Here is a 17,064-nt window from a genome sequence, read left to right on the forward strand (position 1 = left end):
AACGACCACCCTACTGTTGTTTGCGTTTATGTTGCCGTGAACGTCTAAGGAGATTAAGCATCTCGACCCCTAAAGAAAAGCCCATGGCAAAATAAACATAGCCACGAGGCACATGAAACGAAAAGCTATCAGCCACCAGAACCATTCCAATTAGGATTAAGAAGCTCAAAGCAAGCATTTTAACCGTTGGATGTTTATCAATGAAACGACTCACCGGCTCACTGGCGTACAGCATGACCAAAATAGCACAAGTGATGGCGGTGGCCATTACCAAGAAATGCGTCGTTAGACCAATTGCTGTTAACACGCTATCAAGAGAGAAAATAATATCCATCAGAGCTACTTGAAATACCACCCCTTTAAACGTAACCCTTTTATTGTTTGAGATAGTGAGCTCCCTGGCATCGCTTTCACCAACCTCGTAATGAATTTCCTGCGTTGCTTTGGCAATTAAAAAAGCTCCGCCAGCCATTAGAAATAAGTCGCGACCTGAGAAAGAAAAACCAAAGATGGTAAATAATGGGCTGGTCAACTTCACCAACCAAACCGCTGAGGCTAAAAGAAGAAGCCGAGTTACCCAAGCAAACGTTAACCCCCAGCGACGAGCATACTTACGTTGCTCTTTTGGCAATTTCTCCGTCAAAATTGACAAAAAGACTAAATTATCAATGCCTAGAACGATTTCTAAAACAGTTAACGCTGCAAGGCTTAAAATAATATCCAAAAACTCCATGGTTTATACTGATTCCTAATTTTAAAGATCGTTATTGTCCACTGTAACGTCCTAAAGGTAAATAATTCACTTTTTCCCTGATCTGAGCTATACTTATGCCGCGTTAGGTAGGTCATTAAAGGGTGACGACAATAATTAAGTTAATCAAAAAACTGTTACGTAAATCAAGGACCAGTCATCCACCTGTTGATGCGAGTTACATTATTCCACGTACTCAACACAAGGTTTCCAAAACAGACATTAGCATCAATGCTCTTAAAGTTTTGAATCGTCTCAATAGTGCAGGCTTTCAAGCTTATCTAGTCGGTGGCAGCGTTCGTGATCTTCTTTTAGGCAAAGCACCTAAAGACTTTGATATTGCTACAAATGCCACGCCGACTCAAATTAAAAAATTGTTCCGTAATGCTCGTATTATTGGACGTCGTTTCAAATTAGTACATATTATCTTCCACCGAGACATCATTGAGGTTGCAACGTTCCGCAAGAGCAGTGAATCTGAGACTGAGGCACTCGAAGCTAATCAGTTGACAAATGAAAGAGGGATGCTAGTCCGTGATAACGTTTATGGCACATTAGACGAAGATGCTTGGCGTCGCGATTTCACAGTCAATTCCCTCTACTATAACATCGACGATGCGACCATCGTTGACTTTACTGGTGGTGTTAACGATGTTGAGCAGCGAATACTACGCATCATTGGTGATCCGATCACTCGCTATCAGGAAGATCCTGTACGAATGTTACGTGCCATTCGTTTTAGTGCAAAATTACATTTTAAACTTGCGGCGGAAACGGCTGCTCCTATTCCTAAACTAAGCCATTTGATTAAAGATGTTTCTGGCTCACGCTTATTTGATGAAATGACAAAACTATACCAATGTGGTGAAGCCGAAACCGTTCATCGTCTGTTAGTTGAACATGGTTTGTTTTCTCATCTTTTTGAACAAACTGCGAATTTGATAGCCAACAGTGAATACCCAGTTAATGCTCTTCTTGGGATAGCGTTGGAGAATACAGACACTCGTGTTCGTGATGAGAAACCTGTTACACCAGCTTTTTTATTTGCTGTGTTACTTTGGTTTCCTTTAAAAACCCGAGCTATCTTTCTCCAAGAAAATGAAGGGATGGACCCTCTACCTGCCCTTGAAAAAGCCATGACACATGTCATCATTGAACAAAATCGGATCATTACCATTCCAAGACGCTTTAGTCAAGTCATGCGAGAAATATGGTTACTGCAGTTTCGTTTTCCAAAACGTTTTGGGAATCGAGCCTTTAATCTTTTGCAACATCCCAGATTTCGTGCAGCTTACGACTTTATGGCTTTGCGTGCCTTAGCTGGAGATGAATCCCTTGAATTAGCACAATGGTGGACAACGTTTCAGGAGAGCGATGAAAAAGAGCAAGCTACGATGGTAGCAGCGCTTATGCCACAACAACTCCCATATAAAGCTCGAAAACGCCGTAAACCTAAAGTTGTATCTTCCCAAAACAGTGGTCATCCTGAACATAGTGAAGGCTCCTCTTAAACTGGGGGAGATTCCTTTGGCTACGCTCAGAATGAATAGAAACAATCTTGTCATCCCGAGGAGCTTGCGACGAAATGAACCTTTGTTATCTTGGCCTTGGAAGTAATTTAAACTCACCAGAGCGTCAATTAAGACAGGCAATCCAGGCTTTGCGCCAATTACCTTCAACTTATTTACTTAAAGTTGCAAGATTTTATCGCAATAAAGCTTGGGGTCGTAAGGGTCAGCCTCGTTTTTATAATACTGTTGCCTTAATACAGACTTGCCTCACTCCACAGCAACTGCTCTTAACCTGCCAAAAAATAGAGAGAAAACAAGGACGCATTCGTCACGTTAAATGGGGAAGCAGAACGCTCGACATTGATATTCTGCTTTATGGCTCATTAATAATAGAGTCTGAAAAGTTGATCATTCCGCATCCCAGGATGCATTTGCGGGATTTTGTCATACTCCCGTTGCTCGAAATTTGTCCGAAACCGATTACCGAAGACAAACGTTTAGCTGCAATTGTGCAAAAAAGAGCATAGATAATTCTACGACCCCGATCCATCGTTTAACTGTGATTTATGACGTGCTTCGCACCTGCATCCTGAGACTATTGAAGGATTCATCAATTTAAGACTTTTCTAAAAGATCAACTACAATTAGCCTATCAGGTATCGTTTTTAAGCGAGGGAATCGTGTACAAATGTATCCTACACGCAACGGACTTAAGTGAAAATCATTTTGATATCTGTAAAAAAGCTACCGAAATTGCCGCACTTTTTGGGGCGAAACTCCACTTACTTCATGTAATCGAACCGCCAACAAGTTTACAATTAGCCCAAAGCCTTGGATTCGCAGAGCTTGCCAATCCCGTTAAAGATGATGCTTTGACAGTCATGGCTTTATTAGGTGATGCTATGAATATCCCTACTGAACAGCAACATGTTGAGATCGGTTCGCTAAAGATGCATATTCTTGAGAAAGTAAAAGCACTTGGTTGCGGTTTGATTATCTTGGGCAGCCATCAGGCCAGTGCTGTGCCAGCATTTCTAGGAAGCACTGCCTATGCAATGCTCCACCACGCGCCCTGCGACGTACTTACCCTGCGCACAAGTGCAGAATCGTTGTAGAGCAGCTATATCGTTTTGACTGTGTTTGCGATAATGCCCAAATGTTACTTCTTTTTAACCCGTTTCATTAAACGTTTCTTCTTTTTAATCTGTCGTTGGGTAAGTTTATTCTTTTTATCTTTAAATGGATTAACGCTTCCTTTAAATTCTAATTTTAAGGGTGTACCTACCAAGCCTAAATGGCTAACAAAAGCATTATTCAGATAACGTTTATAACTGTCAGGTAACGACTCAAGCTGATTTCCATGAATAACTATAATAGGTGGATTATGGCCTCCAGCATGAGCATATCTTAATTTGATTCGACGGCCACGAACCATTGGCGGGGTATGTTGACTGACAACATCCTGTAACAATCGAGTCAACTTGGGAGTAGAAAAGGCCTGCATTGCCGAAGAATAAGCTTGTTCTATGTCCTTAAACAATAACCCGACACCACTACCATGCAGCGCTGAGATAAACCGAATTTTAGCAAAATGAGCAAATTGCAAACGACGAGATAATTCAGCTTTAACCTTTTCCTTATGATCATCGTCTAAACCATCCCATTTGTTGACCGCAATAACCAATGCTTTGCCAGCTTCAATAATAAAACCCAGCAAATGCAAGTCCTGCTCAGTTATACCCTCTTGGGCATCTAAAAGCATCATGCACACGTGGGATTCTTTAATTGACTGAAGCGTTTTGATGACGGAAAATTTTTCAATTTTTTCTTCAACACGTGCACGTCTGCGGATCCCCGCTGTATCAATCAAGATATACGGCTTTTCGTCACGGGCAAAGGGAACAGCAATGCTATCTCGCGTGGTCCCCGGCATATCATAAACGACCACTCGCTCTTCACCCAGAATGCGATTAATTAAGGTAGACTTCCCTACATTTGGCCGACCTACAAAGGCGATTTTGATTGCTTTATTATCAGTCTCTTCTTGCAAGGATGGTGCAAAATCAGCAGTCAAATTGCTTAATAGGGTTTGCGTACCACGACCATGGGTAGCCGAGATTGGATATACTTCAGTGAATCCAAGTTCTTGAAATTCGGAGCAAGCAATTTCTTCGTCCATCCCATCGGTCTTATTAACAATCAGATAAATTGGTTTGCTGATTTTTCGTAACCGCTTGGCTATCTCTTCATCAACCCCAGTTAAGCCTGCCCGACCATCGACCAAGAATAAGATGATATTAGCTTCTTCCAAAGCCATTTCAGACTGCTTAGACATTAAGGCATCTATTGCTAAATCATCAACCCCTACCCCACCAGTATCAATCACTATAAAGGGCTTCTGATTAAAATAAGCCTGTCCATACTGTCTATCTCGAGTCAACCCGGGAAAATCAGCCACTAATGCATCTTGAGTGTGAGTTAATCGATTAAATAAAGTCGATTTCCCCACATTAGGACGCCCAACAAGGGCAATAACAGGAACCATTAATTAACTCACAGAAAAACGATTTAATTTGCCATTGCTTGTTAGAACATAAATATTTTTACCAGAAACAGAGGGCGCAGTACCTACTGCACCACTTAACTGCTCTCGGGAAACTAAATCCCCATTGCTCGTTGCAAGAACATGTAAAAGACCAGTTTTGTCACCAATAATTAAACGATTCCCCATTAATACCGGCTCCGTCAAACCTCGAGCTTTTAAAGCAACTTGTTTCCAATTTACTTGACCATTTTGCCTATTGATAGACCAAACTATATCTTCACTATCTGTTAGATAGAGAGAATGTCCGTCGATTGCCATGTTCTTATAGACTGATGCTGGCTTACGCCAGAGGAATTGACCGTCCTTTAATGATAACGCCCCAACATAACCCTGATAGCTCGCGAGATAAGCAATATCCCCACGAATGATTGGATCAGCATCTATATCAACTAAACGCTCAACATCGCTTGCGCCACTCGCGTAAGCAATACTGCGTTGCCAAACGAGCCGACCCGTTTGCAAATCAACTGCATCCATTTTGCCGTCGGAATAGCCAACGAGCACGAGTTGATCCCCAATAACGACTGGAGAGGAGCTGGCTTTTAGAATTAAACTGGGAGCCCCATGTTCAGAGACCCACAATTTTTCTCCAGACACAATATCAAAAGCATATAAATTTCCATCAATTGTTTTCGCGATGACTTTACTATGTGCAATCACAGGCTTAGATAAAACTTCACTTGATACCTTGCTTGTCCATAATTCAGAACCATCAACCTGTTTTAATAATATGACCGTTGAGGCGTCTGTAGCGACAACAATCGATCCTGAAGATACACTAGGGCCGCTGACTATTCCGTTTGCCAACTTCTTAGACCAAAGCAATTTCCCGTTTGTTTTATCAACCGCTTCAATTAGACCACTAGCATCAGCTGTATAAATGACATTACCAACAATTTCAGGCTTCAACTTAAGGTTAGCGTTCGATTTCGCATTGAGGGGCACTGACCACTTTTGCTGTAATTTGACCTTAGGTTTAATGGGTTCTAACTCAGCTGGAGGCGGAGTATTGTCTTTCCCCAACATGTAATTATCCAGATGATTACATGCTTGTAATAAAAGAACAGAGGCGACTAGAGCCAGAGTTTTTTTCATATTCGACATAATGTGACCTCTTAAGCAGCTTGTGGATTAGATTTCTTGCGAACCTCTACTGCATCGGAGGATTGCCTCGCCGAAGCGGTACTCGAATCCTCATGTACTGACGCGTACGCTGCGGTTCTGCGCTCCGTTTCTCCTCGCACTTCTTTCCCTGCAGCGAGTGTTGAAAGAAGTCTATTACTGTCATCTCCCATCGATTGAGTGAGAGCAGCCAATTCATTTGTTTTCATTTCAAGGAAAAGATTGCCCATTCCATTGGTACGAACTTCGGTTATAGCTTCCTTATAAGAATTCATTGCTTGCTGATATTTTCCTGTTGCAGCATAGATATCACCTTTTAACTCATTAACCACGGGCATATAAGCGACATCATCTACCTTGGTCAGTTCGGCTAAAGCCCTATCATAAGCTTTCTCAGCAGCAAAAAGTCGGGCAATCCGAATTTTAGCAACTTGTCTTAAGGCGATCATTCTTGAATGATTTGCAACATATTCTAGCGCTTCTCTCGCCTTATCGTATTTATCATGAGTGACATCCACTTTCGCTAGAGTAAGGCGAGCAGCATCTGCATAAATTGTTTGCCCATATTCCTTTATCAACTGATTGGCGTAAGAGCGCACACGTTTGTTATCCTGATTTGAAAAAGCAATCATCATTTGTTCATAAGCATTTGAGGCTTGCGAACTGATTTTGTATTGGTGCCAGGTCCAATATTTGTAGCCGGCGACTACAAGTAATATTAAGGATAAAATTACTGTAATAACCGTGTTGTATTTTTGCCACCATTTTTTTATGGCTTCTAATTGTTCTTCTTCTGTCATATACATTGACATATCAATCCCCTACTGTCTCTGCAGATAGTCTTGTAAGTACTTGAGCAAATCTTGTTGAAGAATCGTTACCTGCTCCTCATGCCTGCGCAAATTTTTTACACCAATTTTATTAGTCCTTGCTTCATCTTCCCCAATGATGAGAGCAAAATCAGCTCCACTCTTATCCGCTTTTTTGAACTGACTTTTGAAGCTGCCCCCCACTGTATTGGTGATAATCTGCCAATTGCTATTTTCATCCCTTAACATTTCAGCAAGCACTAACGCTTGCTGCATTGGGGTGTCGCCAGTAGCAATAATAAATAAAGATGGAAACTTTTCTGCCTCCAAAGAAATATTTAACGTCTCGAGCAATAGTAATAGACGTTCTTCGCCTATAGCAAAACCCACAGCTGGAGTTGGATCTCCACCTAACTGTTCGACCAATACATCATATCGTCCACCAGCACAAACTGTAGCTTGACTACCTAGTTTGTCAGTTACCCATTCAAAAACCACGTGACCGTAATAATCCAGGCCACGCACTAAAAAAGGATTAATTGTATAAGATATCTCGAGAGCATTTAAACCCTCACACAAATCAAGGAAGCGCTTTTTACTGTCAGGACCTAATGAATCGATCAACTGAGGCGCTTCCTTAAGCAAAACTTGCATGTCTGGATTTTTGCTATCTAGTATTCTCAGTGGGTTTCTATCTAAGCGTTTCTTGCTGTCTTCATCTAACTTGTCAAAATGAGCTTTAAAATAGTCAACTAATTTATTGCGATAATGACTTCTTTCAGCTATCTCACCTAAAGTGTTTATTTGTAATTCAACATGTTGGTCAATCTTTAGAAGTTTCCACAAACGCTGACACAGTGCAATGATCTCAAGTTCGATTGCCACACCACTGATGCCCAAAGCCTCAACACCGAATTGATAAAATTGCCTATATCTACCTTTTTGCGGTTTTTCGTAGCGAAACATAGGCCCCATATACCATAGCTTCTGTTGCTGATTATGCAATAAACCATGTTCTAAACAAGCCCGCAAGCAACCAGCAGTTCCCTCTGGTCTTAGAGTTAAACTCTCTCCGTTGCGATCATTAAAGGTATACATCTCCTTTTCCACAATATCGGTCACTTCACCGATGGAACGTTGGAATAACTGAGTACTCTCTAGCAATGGAAAACGAATTTCGCGATAACCATACTGCAACATACATTGCGCGAAAGCTGCTTCTAATTGGCGCCACGAGGCTGTATCAGAGGGCAAAATATCATTCATGCCCCGTATCGCTTGAATTTTATCAGCCACCTTGATTCTCCAATGGGGTCAGCGGCCCGCTGTTACTGCTCGTCGAAAACATCGCTTGCATTTTGGAGAGATCCGTTAATTTGGTCTCTGATTCATTTTTACTTACGGTGGTCTCGTTTTGATTGCTCTTCACTGTGATAATTTGCTGTGTGTCTCTATTCTTATGCCACCAAATACCAACAGCAACAATGGCGGCAATGGCGATTAAACCTGTTAACCATCGCATAAACCGCTCGCCATGATTAGGCTCTCGCTTACTTTGCCATAAAGCCTTTTCCAATTTTCTTTCAGCGGTATGCATGCTGTTGTACATAGCAAGCAAAGGTTCAGGTGAAATCCCAAGTAATTTGGCATAAGCACGTATATAGCCTTTAATAAAGACAGGCTCAGGCATTTGATGATAGCTATCTGACTCGAGCAATTCAATAATCCTGACTCTTAAGTGCAACTTACCAGCCACATATTCCTGACTGTATCCTTTTTTTTCACGTACCCGCGCTAACTGCATGCCAGGTTTCTCGTGTTGATCATTATGAACTTCATCCATTGCTACTGTTGTATTCATTTCTTGCTCCGGTATAGTCCGTGAAATTGGTTATGTCAGCTAAATGTTTTTGATAGTTTGCAGCAAGCCTTACCTTACCTGCTTGTCGAGCAGACTTGATCGCCATTTCTAGCAAAGTCGGATCATTATAAGAAAGATCAGAATATTTTTGTAAATGACTCAATGCCGTATTTGCATGCTTCTGTTTTAGCTCAATGGCAACTAATTCATACAGTGATTGCTTGCGTTTTGGATCCTGTTCCAGTGCTTTGGCAAAATAGTTCTTCGCCTTGGAATAATTCGGAATAGCTGCTGCACAAAGGCCCGCATTTTCATAAGCAGCTGCGGTGTAAATATAGTGCACGTCTTTCGCTGCTTTTAAGAAATAACGCTCTGCATCCGCATAGTGCCCAAGACGACATAAAAAAGTGCCGTAATTATTTAATTGAGTTCCACTATTGGGTGCCAATGATAATGCTTTTTGATAATAAGTTCGCGCTTCCTTGATATCACCTGTTTTTTCAAGATAATAGGCCATGGCCACATTGGCATCGGCAGAATTTGGAGCTAAATCCAAAGCAGCTAACAACTTTCGTTTTGCCCGTGGCATATCCCCCTGTTTTAAATAAGCCATCCCTAATTGCGTATTATAAACAGCTGCCTCATTGTGCTTTTGCTGAGCATGGACAGTTTCTTCCGACTTGATTCCTTTACCGTGCTGGCATGCCAGTAAAAATAACAAACTTAAAAGGGGCAAAAAGCGCAATACATTCAACACAATTATCACATAGCGCAAAAAAGATGGGTTATTATAACCGTGAACAGAAGAATTTAAAAAGAGTTATTCTCGATCCTCAAGTTTTTATTTGGCTTTTAGAACATCGAATTACCGTGGCTTGACCACGGTATCCAGCGATCTGCAATAAACCATGGATACCGTGGTCAAGCCACGGTAATTCGACATTTTGGTTTGCTAAATGCAAAAATGTTGGGGATCGAGTTATTCATTCTCTGAAGCTTCCTTTTGCGATACAAAATGTAATTTCTGCCATCTTGCCGAACGACTCGTTCTGTCTTGGACCTCACCAGCCAGTTGGCCGCAGGCTGCATCGATATCATCTCCTCGGGTTTTTCTGGTGATGGTATTGATTCCCTTGGCAAGCAATTTGTCACGGAACGCATCAATAGTCGTTTGTGAGGAACGTTGATACTCAGTCATGGGAAAAGGGTTAAATGGGATCAGGTTAACCTTAGCGGGAACATCTCTTAACAATTTGATGAGTTGCTCAGCATGTTCAGGTTGATCATTAACATCCTTTAACATGACATACTCAAAAGTAACCCGTCTTTTAGGTTCATTTTTAAAATAAGTTTTGCATATAGCCATTAACTCGGCTAAGGGGTATTTTTTATTAATGGGCACGAGTTCATTACGTAATTTATCATTAGGTGCATGTAGTGAAACAGCTAAAGCAACTGGACTGACTTCGCGTAACTGCCTTAATGCAGGCAACACCCCTGAGGTGCTTAAGGTCACTCGTCGTTTTGATAAACCATATGCGAAATCATCCATCATAATGTCCATAGCAGCAACAACATTATCAAAATTAAGTAGGGGCTCTCCCATTCCCATCATAACAACATTAGTGATTCGTTTATCATGAGCCCCACCCTGCTGCGACAGTTCGCGCACGGCCACCCAGACCTGACCGATAATCTCGGCGGCTGAGAGATTACGATTAAACCCTTGTTTAGCAGTGGAACAGAAGCTGCAGTTTAAACCACAGCCAACTTGGGAAGAGACGCAAAGGGTGCCTCTATTTGTCTCAGGAATAAAAACGGTCTCGATACAGTTACCACAATCTAATTTTAGCAACCACTTATGGGTACCATCATTAGATTTTTGGCAAGTCACGATTTCAGGTAAACGTATTTCAGCTATCTCAGTAAGCCTTTGTCGTAAATTCTTACCAAGATTAGTCATCTGAGTGAAATCATTAAAACCAGCCTGATGAATCCATTGCATCACTTGTTGCGCACGATAAGGTTTTTCACCCAAATCGCTAAAAAATTGGCGCATCTGCTGGTGATTCAAATTCAATAGATTAATTTTTTGGCCCATTTTCCCGACCTCTAACACCTGTATCGGACAATTTTAGATAATGCCAATGGCTACTACAGTACAGTATAACACCCTTACATGCTTGCATCTCCCAAGCATATAAGGGCTAACAACTTGTCAGTTATAAAGTCCGAACTTATCTCTTGCAGATTTCATGAGGCTCAAAGAAAAATGCAACTTCTTGAGCAGCTGTTTCTGCACTATCAGAACCATGCACCGCATTCGCATCAATGCTGTCAGCAAAATCTGCACGAATAGTCCCAGGTGCAGCTTCCTTTGGATTCGTTGCTCCCATAAGCTCACGATTTTTAGCAATGGCATTTTCACCTTCTAATACCTGCATCATGACTGGACCTGAGATCATGAAAGACACAAGATCTTTGAAGAAAGGGCGAGCTTTGTGCACAGCATAAAAACCTTCAGCTTGCTCACGAGAAAGTTGAACCATCTTCGCAGCGACTATACGTAACCCCGCATTCTCAAAACGTGAATAAATTTGGCCAATCACCGATTTAGCAACAGCGTCAGGTTTAATGATAGACAACGTTAACTCATTTGCCATAGCACACTCCAAAATAACTAAGATTAAAAGCGCGACATTATACCTGATTGATGGGTCAGCTGGCTAATAGAAATTCATCTTAGGGGAATGACGATCGTGAAAATCAGCTTTGTTCACCGATGGCAGCATCAAAAAGCAACGATTCTTTATTTTCTTCAGTTTGCGCTGGATCAAAGTGAAATTCTGGAAGCACTTTTATTAATTCATTGGTTCTTAAAATCAAATTATAAAACTGGCTGCGGAAATCTCGTAGCTTTGCAGTCATGTCACCTATTTTGTCCATAAAAGCAGTAAACGAGGGCTCGGTTTCTAGCATGAAATCTCTTAGTTTGGGCATCTGGTCAACAAATTTTTGTCTTGCCTCGTTATTTAATGTCTGACCAAGTATTTTTTCAACCCGTGACCAACTTTCCCCCTTGAGTGATACGTCTTCTGTTTGAGTAAAATCATACATAATCAGCAGAATATTGATTGCTTGTATCACAGCATTGTCGCTTGCAGAAACCCTTTCTGCCTGCAGGGCTTTTTTAATATCTCTGGCTACATTGGCCAAAACTTTATGCCATTGCTCAGTTAACTTCATCAAACTTCGCTGGCTTTCGGCAATCAAGTTGTTATGGACCAACTCTTGCTCATGGAACGCTTCCCCGATTCTTATAAGTTCTTGTCGTTCCTTTTCCAGATCCTCACGGGTAAAGCCACCAGGTGAGTCTTCGCTTTTAGATGTTTCTCCAGACAATAAATAATCAATAAATAGCTTTTGCGCATACACTTGGTAATCATTAGCTTGCTGCAAAATAATACCATTGAGAACATTTTTTAAAGGGACATGCAGCACTCGATGATAAAAGGTATTAGGGCTTTTAATTGCACTAGCCAGATCTTCAGGTTGCAAGCGTATCTTGTATCTCTCCAAAATACGCTCAGCAGTAATTAAACCGTAAGTTGACAACCACTCTGATAAATCATTTTCTGTTTTTTCTTCGCTCATTATTCATCCAATTTGATTTTGCAACACTCTGTGATATAACGCTCTCTATTTTTAAAAGAGTATAGTTTAATTTTTATGATGCTAAGCCCACAAACCCACGATTTGCAAATGTTAATTGATTTTCTTGGTGTCCCTACACCAAGTTTATGGCTAGAAGCATGCTTAGACAATTTACCTACACTGTTAATTGATCATGCCCATTGTGAACGAAAAGCAGCTGCCACAGCCGTCAATTTTATTAGCAAATATCCTGAGAAAAAAGAACTGGTTGCAGCGATGTCTCCTTTAGCCCGTGAAGAGTTACTACATTTTGAGAAAGTGCTGCAATTCATGACCGAGCGTCAGATTCATTTTACTCCGTTACCGCCCTGTAATTATGCACAACAAATGCATAAGCACGTCACAAAAGGAGGGTGTAACCAACGTTTGGTAGACCAGTTAATTGTTGGGGCAATCATTGAGGCGCGTTCATGTGAACGCTTCAATGCGCTCCTTTCTGTTCTTGAAGACCCACTGTTAAAAAAATTTTACTCATCCCTAGTCAAATCTGAAGCACGTCATTTTCAGGATTACCTGCAATTAGCAACGCTCTATGGAAAAAACATTGAGGAGAGATGCAATTTTTTTATGCAAATTGAGAATGAATTGATTTCAGGGGAAGATAAGGTATTCCGTTTTCATAGCGGAATACCTTGTCATTGAACTTAAGGTGTTAAACCACTACTTTCTTGTAAATCAGTCGTATCTGTCATGGATAGACCGAGTTTATTATTTATAAACGTATGAAAACCATTTGTAGGATCCTTTTTGAGCCTATCGAAATCTGCCTTATCCAGCTCTCTACCGGTTTGATCTTTAACTTTACCGTCAGGCTGAATGGTAAGGTTGTTATTTTGAGCCCACTCATTAAACGCATCGTCAAAAGGCTGCTGTGCTCCGGGGGGTATAGGAATAGGTGTTGTTTTATCCCCCTCTTTCTGAGTGAAATAGGCTTGCTTATGTAAAACGCCATTATCATCCAAGCCAACTACATAGGTGCAATCGTCCGTAAACTTTAACGTGTCTGATTTATCCCAAGAGGGATTATAGCTAGGTACACTCTTCCATCCAGCCAACAACTGTGGATGCCCCCACGGTATCTTTACATTCCATTCAGAAGCCAAAGCTGCGTTAAACGCTTTAAGAGAATTCACAATATTGTTCATTCCAGTCGTCCATTCATTGTAAGCTTCAGCTCCTCCTCGCTGGTTGGCCATTGTCTCTTCCCATTTTTTCCAATTCTCTTCACGTATGTCTTGGCGGACTTTAGTATCGGCTTCCGCATAATAGTTCGCTCTATTCTTTTTATTTTCTTCTTTAAGAGCATCTTGAGCAGCTTTGTTTTCCGCCGCTACCTTATCCTGCACCTCTTGGGCGAACTTGGTTCTTTGATCTACCATCTACCTCTCCTCCTAAACAGGATAAATAAATTCAAAACCAATAGTTTTTTTATAACACAGCACGCTGGGCCTGTCATCCCAATCACTTAAAACATATTGGCTATATTTCCTATTATTATACTCGTGATTTATTAAGCCTGCCTTATGTATGTGGCCATGAACCAAAGTATTTACTTGTCTTTGTTGCATGTGTTCTAGCATTGAATCTAAAACAATGTCCATTTGGGCTTCCGTTTTTCTTTTATTGCTTTGACTATGCTCACGGACTTTATGAACAATTTTATTACGAAACTTAAATGGCAATCTTAGAAAAATTTTGGGGAAGTAAGGATTTCTAGTAAGGCGTCTAAACCATTGATGTTTTTTATCATTGGTGCAATATCTATCGCCATGCGCAAGCATGATCGGTTGATCAAATTGAATCACGGCAGGCTCAGTGAGAATTTGCATATTGGCATAGGTGGCAAACTGATTACCTAATAAAAAATCGCGATTGCCATGAATGTAGTAAACACTGACCGCATTTTTTGCTAGCGAAGACAACCGCTCTGCAACCCCCCTACTCCAAGAATCCAGCCCATCATCCCCAGGCCAAGCATGAAAAAAATCGCCTAAAATATAAAGACTTCGCGTATTAAGTGCTGCCCAATCAATAAAGGCATTAAACCGCGCATTTATCTCTGGTTCATCAGGATGCAAATGTAAGTCGGAAATAAAAACAGCATCAACAGGTTCTAACATAAGGCTTCTATATGAATATGTTCATCTTGTAAATAAATTTGACACGGACCGCTCTGTGGTTCTATCGCATCACTTAAACGATAAAAACCGGCAATCGATACCAATTCTGCTTCTAGCGCTTGGCAAAAAATTCGTGCTTGCTGGTCACCTGAAATACCTGCTAAAGCTCGCCCTCGGAGCGCTCCATAGACATGAATATTCCCATCAGCGAGCAACTCTGCACCATGACTTACTGAAGCAGTGATCACCAAGTCACCATCCTTGCTAACAACCTGCTGTCCTGAGCGAACCGGAGAAGTTAATAGTTTTGTCCTGACAGACTCTGTATTGGCTACTTCATGTCCCTCCTCAAGGAGTGGCTTATCATGCGCCGAAGAGGCATTTAAGACAGCTAAACCTTGACATTGGGCAAGGGTGGCAAGTAAGGGGGTTGCCCCTTGAATCCCAACCGGAACCAAATGATGTTCGCGCAAACATCGACATAGAACCTGCAAGTCAAGCTCCACATCATCTAAAGCACTGCAGTCCAATACCACAGGCGTTCTATCGAAAAGCCGAGGCGCTTTGGCAATAACCTCAGCTAACTGTTGTGCAAAAAGCGCGGCATCAGACCTTAGCAATTGCAAAACAGTGAAGGTGTAGAATCGACCCTTTAGCTTAAATGCCTGTGATTTCAATAAATTATCGACCATAATCACGATATCCATCACCCTGTTTTTTGTTTATACTAACATGAGGGGATTAATAACAGAAGGATATCGACGTGGATAAGATTTGGTTAGAACAGTACCAAAAGGGCGTACCTCAAGCAATTGATCCAAACGAGTATACATCATTGGTTGAGTTATTTGAGCAATCTTGCCTTAAGTACGCCTCCAAAGTGGCCTATGTTAACCTAGGCAATTCAATAACTTATGAAGAATTGGACAAAAAAAGTCGACAATTTGCCATTTATCTACAGCAACTAGGTCTAAAAAAAGGCGCACGTGTCGCTATCATGATGCCTAACTTATTGCAATATCCCATTGCTCTATTCGGAATTTTGCGAGCTGGATACATTGTTGTAAATACCAATCCACTTTACACCCCTGATGAAGTCGCTCATCAAATGAAAGATTCTGGAGCCGAAGTGCTCATTGTTCTTGCCAATTTTGCGAAAACTGTGGAAAAAGCACTTCCACACACAAATATTAAGCATATTATTGTCACCGAAATTGGCGACATTTTCCCAACCATCAAACGATTTATCGTCAATGCTGTCGTAAAATATGTTAAGAAAATGGTACCTGCTTATGATCTTCCTCAAGCCGTACGTTTTAATACGGCTTTGCGACGAGGAGAGAGTGGGACATTAGAACCGATACATCTTGATCACCATTCCATTGCTTTTCTGCAATACACTGGAGGAACAACTGGGGTGGCCAAAGGAGCCATCTTAACCCACGGCAACATGATTGCCAATGTATTGCAAGCTTCCTCCTGGATAACTCCTTTAGCGATTGATGGTGAAGATATTATTATCACTGCATTACCCCTCTATCATATCTTTTCACTGACTGCGAATTGTCTAACATTTATAAGAGCCGGTGCCAAGAATATACTAATAACGAATCCACGTGATATTTCTCATTTCATCAGCGAGATTAAAACAAGTGGCTTTACTGCCATTACTGGCGTAAATACATTATTCAACGCTCTATTGAATCACCCTCGATTCGATGAAATTGATTTTTCAAAACTTAAACTTGCCTTAGCTGGTGGGATGGCTTTACAAAAAAGCGTTGCTTTAAGATGGAAAGAAAAAACGAATACGCGAGTACTTGAAGCCTATGGTTTAACCGAAACAAGCCCTGCAGTCACTATCAATCCAATGTACCTAGAAGAATACAATGGTAGCATTGGTCTTCCCTTACCATCCACAGAAATTGCGATTCGCGATAATGCCGGTCAGGATGTCCCTGTGGGTCAAGCCGGTGAATTATGTGTCAAAGGCCCGCAAGTCATGGCTGGCTATTGGCAACGACCTGATGAAACAGCATTAGTCTTTACTCAAGACGGTTTTTTAAAAACTGGAGATATAGCAAGAGTTGATGAGAAAGGTTATGTCTACATTGTCGATCGAAAAAAAGATATGATCGATGTTTCAGGTTTTAATGTATATCCAAACGAAGTAGAGCAGGTCATTAGCATGCACCCAGGAGTTCTTGAGGTGGGTGTTGTTGGCATTATGGATGAGGAGTCAGGCGAGAGGGTCAAAGCTTGTGTTGTTAAACGAGACCCAAATTTAACCGCGGAAGAAATTATTGCGCATTGTCGTGAACACTTAACCGCATACAAAATCCCTAAAGTTGTCGAATTTTATGAAGAGCTTCCCAAAACAAACGTCGGCAAAATTTTAAGGCGCGCATTAAAGGCGGAAGAGACATATATTGCTGCTTAAGACAATGTAGTACCAATGTTGGGCCTTGGCCCATAGCCGTCAGGCTAAGAAAGAAATTGTTTGTTTAACTTATTGAAATAATAATAAAAAAAGCTAGAGTACCCTTTTAAATTTTTTCCCGCCAGGAAAAC

The 17,064-nt window shown here is 41.2% G+C and carries 17 protein-coding genes and 1 pseudogene; 5 read left to right on the forward strand and 13 right to left on the reverse strand.

Translation table 11 applies throughout. The features are described 5' to 3' along the window. Nucleotides 1–10: 10 nt before the first annotated feature. On the reverse strand, nucleotides 11–733 hold the full coding sequence (locus tag CKV79_RS07465; RefSeq protein WP_028372943.1) for a TerC family protein: 723 nt from the start codon (nucleotides 731–733) through the stop codon (nucleotides 11–13). A 152-nt stretch (nucleotides 734–885) separates the two neighbouring features. Here CKV79_RS07465 and pcnB point away from each other — a divergent pair, with 152 nt between their 5' ends. The 3 genes from pcnB (at nucleotide 886) to CKV79_RS07480 (ending at nucleotide 3,377) form a co-directional block, all read left to right on the forward strand. Next, on the forward strand, nucleotides 886–2,262 hold the full coding sequence (gene pcnB, locus CKV79_RS07470) for a polynucleotide adenylyltransferase PcnB (RefSeq protein ID WP_051546132.1): 1,377 nt from the start codon (nucleotides 886–888) through the stop codon (nucleotides 2,260–2,262). A gap of 74 nt (nucleotides 2,263–2,336) precedes the next feature. Then, nucleotides 2,337–2,789: a 2-amino-4-hydroxy-6-hydroxymethyldihydropteridine diphosphokinase gene (gene folK, locus CKV79_RS07475; RefSeq protein ID WP_028372942.1), complete on the forward strand. Its 453-nt coding sequence runs from the start codon at nucleotides 2,337–2,339 to the stop codon at nucleotides 2,787–2,789. A 153-nt stretch (nucleotides 2,790–2,942) separates the two neighbouring features. Further along, nucleotides 2,943–3,377 carry a universal stress protein gene (locus CKV79_RS07480; protein WP_028372941.1) on the forward strand — a complete coding sequence of 145 codons (435 nt, stop codon included), beginning with the start codon at nucleotides 2,943–2,945 and terminating at the stop codon, nucleotides 3,375–3,377. Nucleotides 3,378–3,421: 44 nt separating this feature from the next. Here CKV79_RS07480 and der read toward each other — a convergent pair whose 3' ends face one another. From der to CKV79_RS07530, 9 genes and pseudogenes are all read right to left on the reverse strand, one after another. After that, nucleotides 3,422–4,807 carry a ribosome biogenesis GTPase Der gene (der, locus tag CKV79_RS07485; RefSeq protein WP_028372940.1) on the reverse strand — a complete coding sequence of 462 codons (1,386 nt, stop codon included), beginning with the start codon at nucleotides 4,805–4,807 and terminating at the stop codon, nucleotides 3,422–3,424. A 3-nt stretch (nucleotides 4,808–4,810) separates the two neighbouring features. Then, nucleotides 4,811–5,962, reverse strand: coding sequence for an outer membrane protein assembly factor BamB (gene bamB, locus CKV79_RS07490; RefSeq protein WP_028372939.1), 1,152 nt, complete (start codon nucleotides 5,960–5,962; stop codon nucleotides 4,811–4,813). Nucleotides 5,963–6,138: 176 nt separating this feature from the next. Continuing rightward, nucleotides 6,139–6,801, reverse strand: a pseudogene (locus CKV79_RS07495) (YfgM family protein); the annotation flags it as partial. A 9-nt stretch (nucleotides 6,802–6,810) separates the two neighbouring features. Beyond that, complete coding sequence (gene hisS / locus CKV79_RS07500; RefSeq protein ID WP_231950247.1) at nucleotides 6,811–8,064, reverse strand: histidine--tRNA ligase; 1,254 nt, start codon at nucleotides 8,062–8,064, stop codon at nucleotides 6,811–6,813. A 22-nt stretch (nucleotides 8,065–8,086) separates the two neighbouring features. Next, nucleotides 8,087–8,659: a helix-turn-helix domain-containing protein gene (locus CKV79_RS07505; RefSeq protein WP_028372937.1), complete on the reverse strand. Its 573-nt coding sequence runs from the start codon at nucleotides 8,657–8,659 to the stop codon at nucleotides 8,087–8,089. Then, the gene (gene pilW, locus CKV79_RS07510; protein ID WP_028372936.1) at nucleotides 8,634–9,416 is read right to left on the reverse strand and encodes a type IV pilus biogenesis/stability protein PilW; all 783 of its coding nucleotides are present in this window, start codon (nucleotides 9,414–9,416) and stop codon (nucleotides 8,634–8,636) included. The genes CKV79_RS07505 and pilW overlap by 26 nt, the downstream gene beginning before the upstream one ends. Nucleotides 9,417–9,638: 222 nt before the next feature. Continuing rightward, nucleotides 9,639–10,760, reverse strand: coding sequence for a 23S rRNA (adenine(2503)-C(2))-methyltransferase RlmN (gene rlmN / locus CKV79_RS07520; RefSeq protein WP_028372935.1), 1,122 nt, complete (start codon nucleotides 10,758–10,760; stop codon nucleotides 9,639–9,641). A gap of 136 nt (nucleotides 10,761–10,896) precedes the next feature. Beyond that, the gene (gene ndk, locus CKV79_RS07525; RefSeq protein ID WP_028372934.1) at nucleotides 10,897–11,322 is read right to left on the reverse strand and encodes a nucleoside-diphosphate kinase; all 426 of its coding nucleotides are present in this window, start codon (nucleotides 11,320–11,322) and stop codon (nucleotides 10,897–10,899) included. A gap of 103 nt (nucleotides 11,323–11,425) precedes the next feature. Then, complete coding sequence (locus CKV79_RS07530) at nucleotides 11,426–12,313, reverse strand: hypothetical protein (protein ID WP_028372933.1); 888 nt, start codon at nucleotides 12,311–12,313, stop codon at nucleotides 11,426–11,428. A gap of 78 nt (nucleotides 12,314–12,391) precedes the next feature. Between CKV79_RS07530 and miaE the strand changes: the two genes are divergently transcribed. Beyond that, nucleotides 12,392–13,015 (forward strand): tRNA-(ms[2]io[6]A)-hydroxylase, encoded by a 624-nt coding sequence (gene miaE / locus CKV79_RS07535; RefSeq protein ID WP_028372932.1) that lies wholly within the window; start codon nucleotides 12,392–12,394, stop codon nucleotides 13,013–13,015. Nucleotides 13,016–13,017: 2 nt separating this feature from the next. Here miaE and CKV79_RS07540 read toward each other — a convergent pair whose 3' ends face one another. Genes CKV79_RS07540 through minC form a run of 3 tightly spaced genes read right to left on the reverse strand, consistent with a single transcriptional unit; the run spans nucleotide 13,018 to nucleotide 15,185 of the window. Next, nucleotides 13,018–13,752: a hypothetical protein gene (locus tag CKV79_RS07540; RefSeq protein ID WP_028372931.1), complete on the reverse strand. Its 735-nt coding sequence runs from the start codon at nucleotides 13,750–13,752 to the stop codon at nucleotides 13,018–13,020. A gap of 12 nt (nucleotides 13,753–13,764) precedes the next feature. Then, nucleotides 13,765–14,493, reverse strand: coding sequence for a UDP-2,3-diacylglucosamine diphosphatase (locus tag CKV79_RS07545; protein WP_028372930.1), 729 nt, complete (start codon nucleotides 14,491–14,493; stop codon nucleotides 13,765–13,767). Continuing rightward, nucleotides 14,487–15,185 carry a septum site-determining protein MinC gene (minC, locus tag CKV79_RS07550; protein ID WP_028372929.1) on the reverse strand — a complete coding sequence of 233 codons (699 nt, stop codon included), beginning with the start codon at nucleotides 15,183–15,185 and terminating at the stop codon, nucleotides 14,487–14,489. The genes CKV79_RS07545 and minC overlap by 7 nt, the downstream gene beginning before the upstream one ends. 71 nt (nucleotides 15,186–15,256) lie before the next feature. On the opposite strand from minC, the gene CKV79_RS07555 reads away from it, so the two are divergent. Beyond that, a complete protein-coding gene (locus CKV79_RS07555; protein WP_028372928.1) occupies nucleotides 15,257–16,933 on the forward strand; it encodes an AMP-binding protein in 1,677 nt (558 codons plus the stop codon). Nucleotides 16,934–17,064 lie beyond the last annotated feature (131 nt).

Source organism: Legionella lansingensis, assembly GCF_900187355.1.
Lineage (GTDB): Bacteria > Pseudomonadota > Gammaproteobacteria > Legionellales > Legionellaceae > Tatlockia > Tatlockia lansingensis.

Bases quoted from the DNA above. Each gene is read 5' to 3' on its own strand.
- CKV79_RS07465 (WP_028372943.1), bottom strand. From the start codon at position 733: ATGGAGTTTTTGGATATTATTTTAAGCCTTGCAGCGTTAACTGTTTTA.
- folK (WP_028372942.1), top strand. From the start codon at position 2,337: ATGAACCTTTGTTATCTTGGCCTTGGAAGTAATTTAAACTCACCAGAG.
- der (WP_028372940.1), bottom strand. From the start codon at position 4,807: ATGGTTCCTGTTATTGCCCTTGTTGGGCGTCCTAATGTGGGGAAATCG.
- bamB (WP_028372939.1), bottom strand. From the start codon at position 5,962: ATGAAAAAAACTCTGGCTCTAGTCGCCTCTGTTCTTTTATTACAAGCA.
- hisS (WP_231950247.1), bottom strand. From the start codon at position 8,064: ATGAATGATATTTTGCCCTCTGATACAGCCTCGTGGCGCCAATTAGAA.
- CKV79_RS07505 (WP_028372937.1), bottom strand. From the start codon at position 8,659: ATGAATACAACAGTAGCAATGGATGAAGTTCATAATGATCAACACGAG.
- rlmN (WP_028372935.1), bottom strand. From the start codon at position 10,760: ATGGGCCAAAAAATTAATCTATTGAATTTGAATCACCAGCAGATGCGC.
- ndk (WP_028372934.1), bottom strand. From the start codon at position 11,322: ATGGCAAATGAGTTAACGTTGTCTATCATTAAACCTGACGCTGTTGCT.
- CKV79_RS07530 (WP_028372933.1), bottom strand. From the start codon at position 12,313: ATGAGCGAAGAAAAAACAGAAAATGATTTATCAGAGTGGTTGTCAACT.
- miaE (WP_028372932.1), top strand. From the start codon at position 12,392: ATGCTAAGCCCACAAACCCACGATTTGCAAATGTTAATTGATTTTCTT.
- CKV79_RS07540 (WP_028372931.1), bottom strand. From the start codon at position 13,752: ATGGTAGATCAAAGAACCAAGTTCGCCCAAGAGGTGCAGGATAAGGTA.
- CKV79_RS07545 (WP_028372930.1), bottom strand. From the start codon at position 14,493: ATGTTAGAACCTGTTGATGCTGTTTTTATTTCCGACTTACATTTGCAT.
- minC (WP_028372929.1), bottom strand. From the start codon at position 15,185: ATGGTCGATAATTTATTGAAATCACAGGCATTTAAGCTAAAGGGTCGA.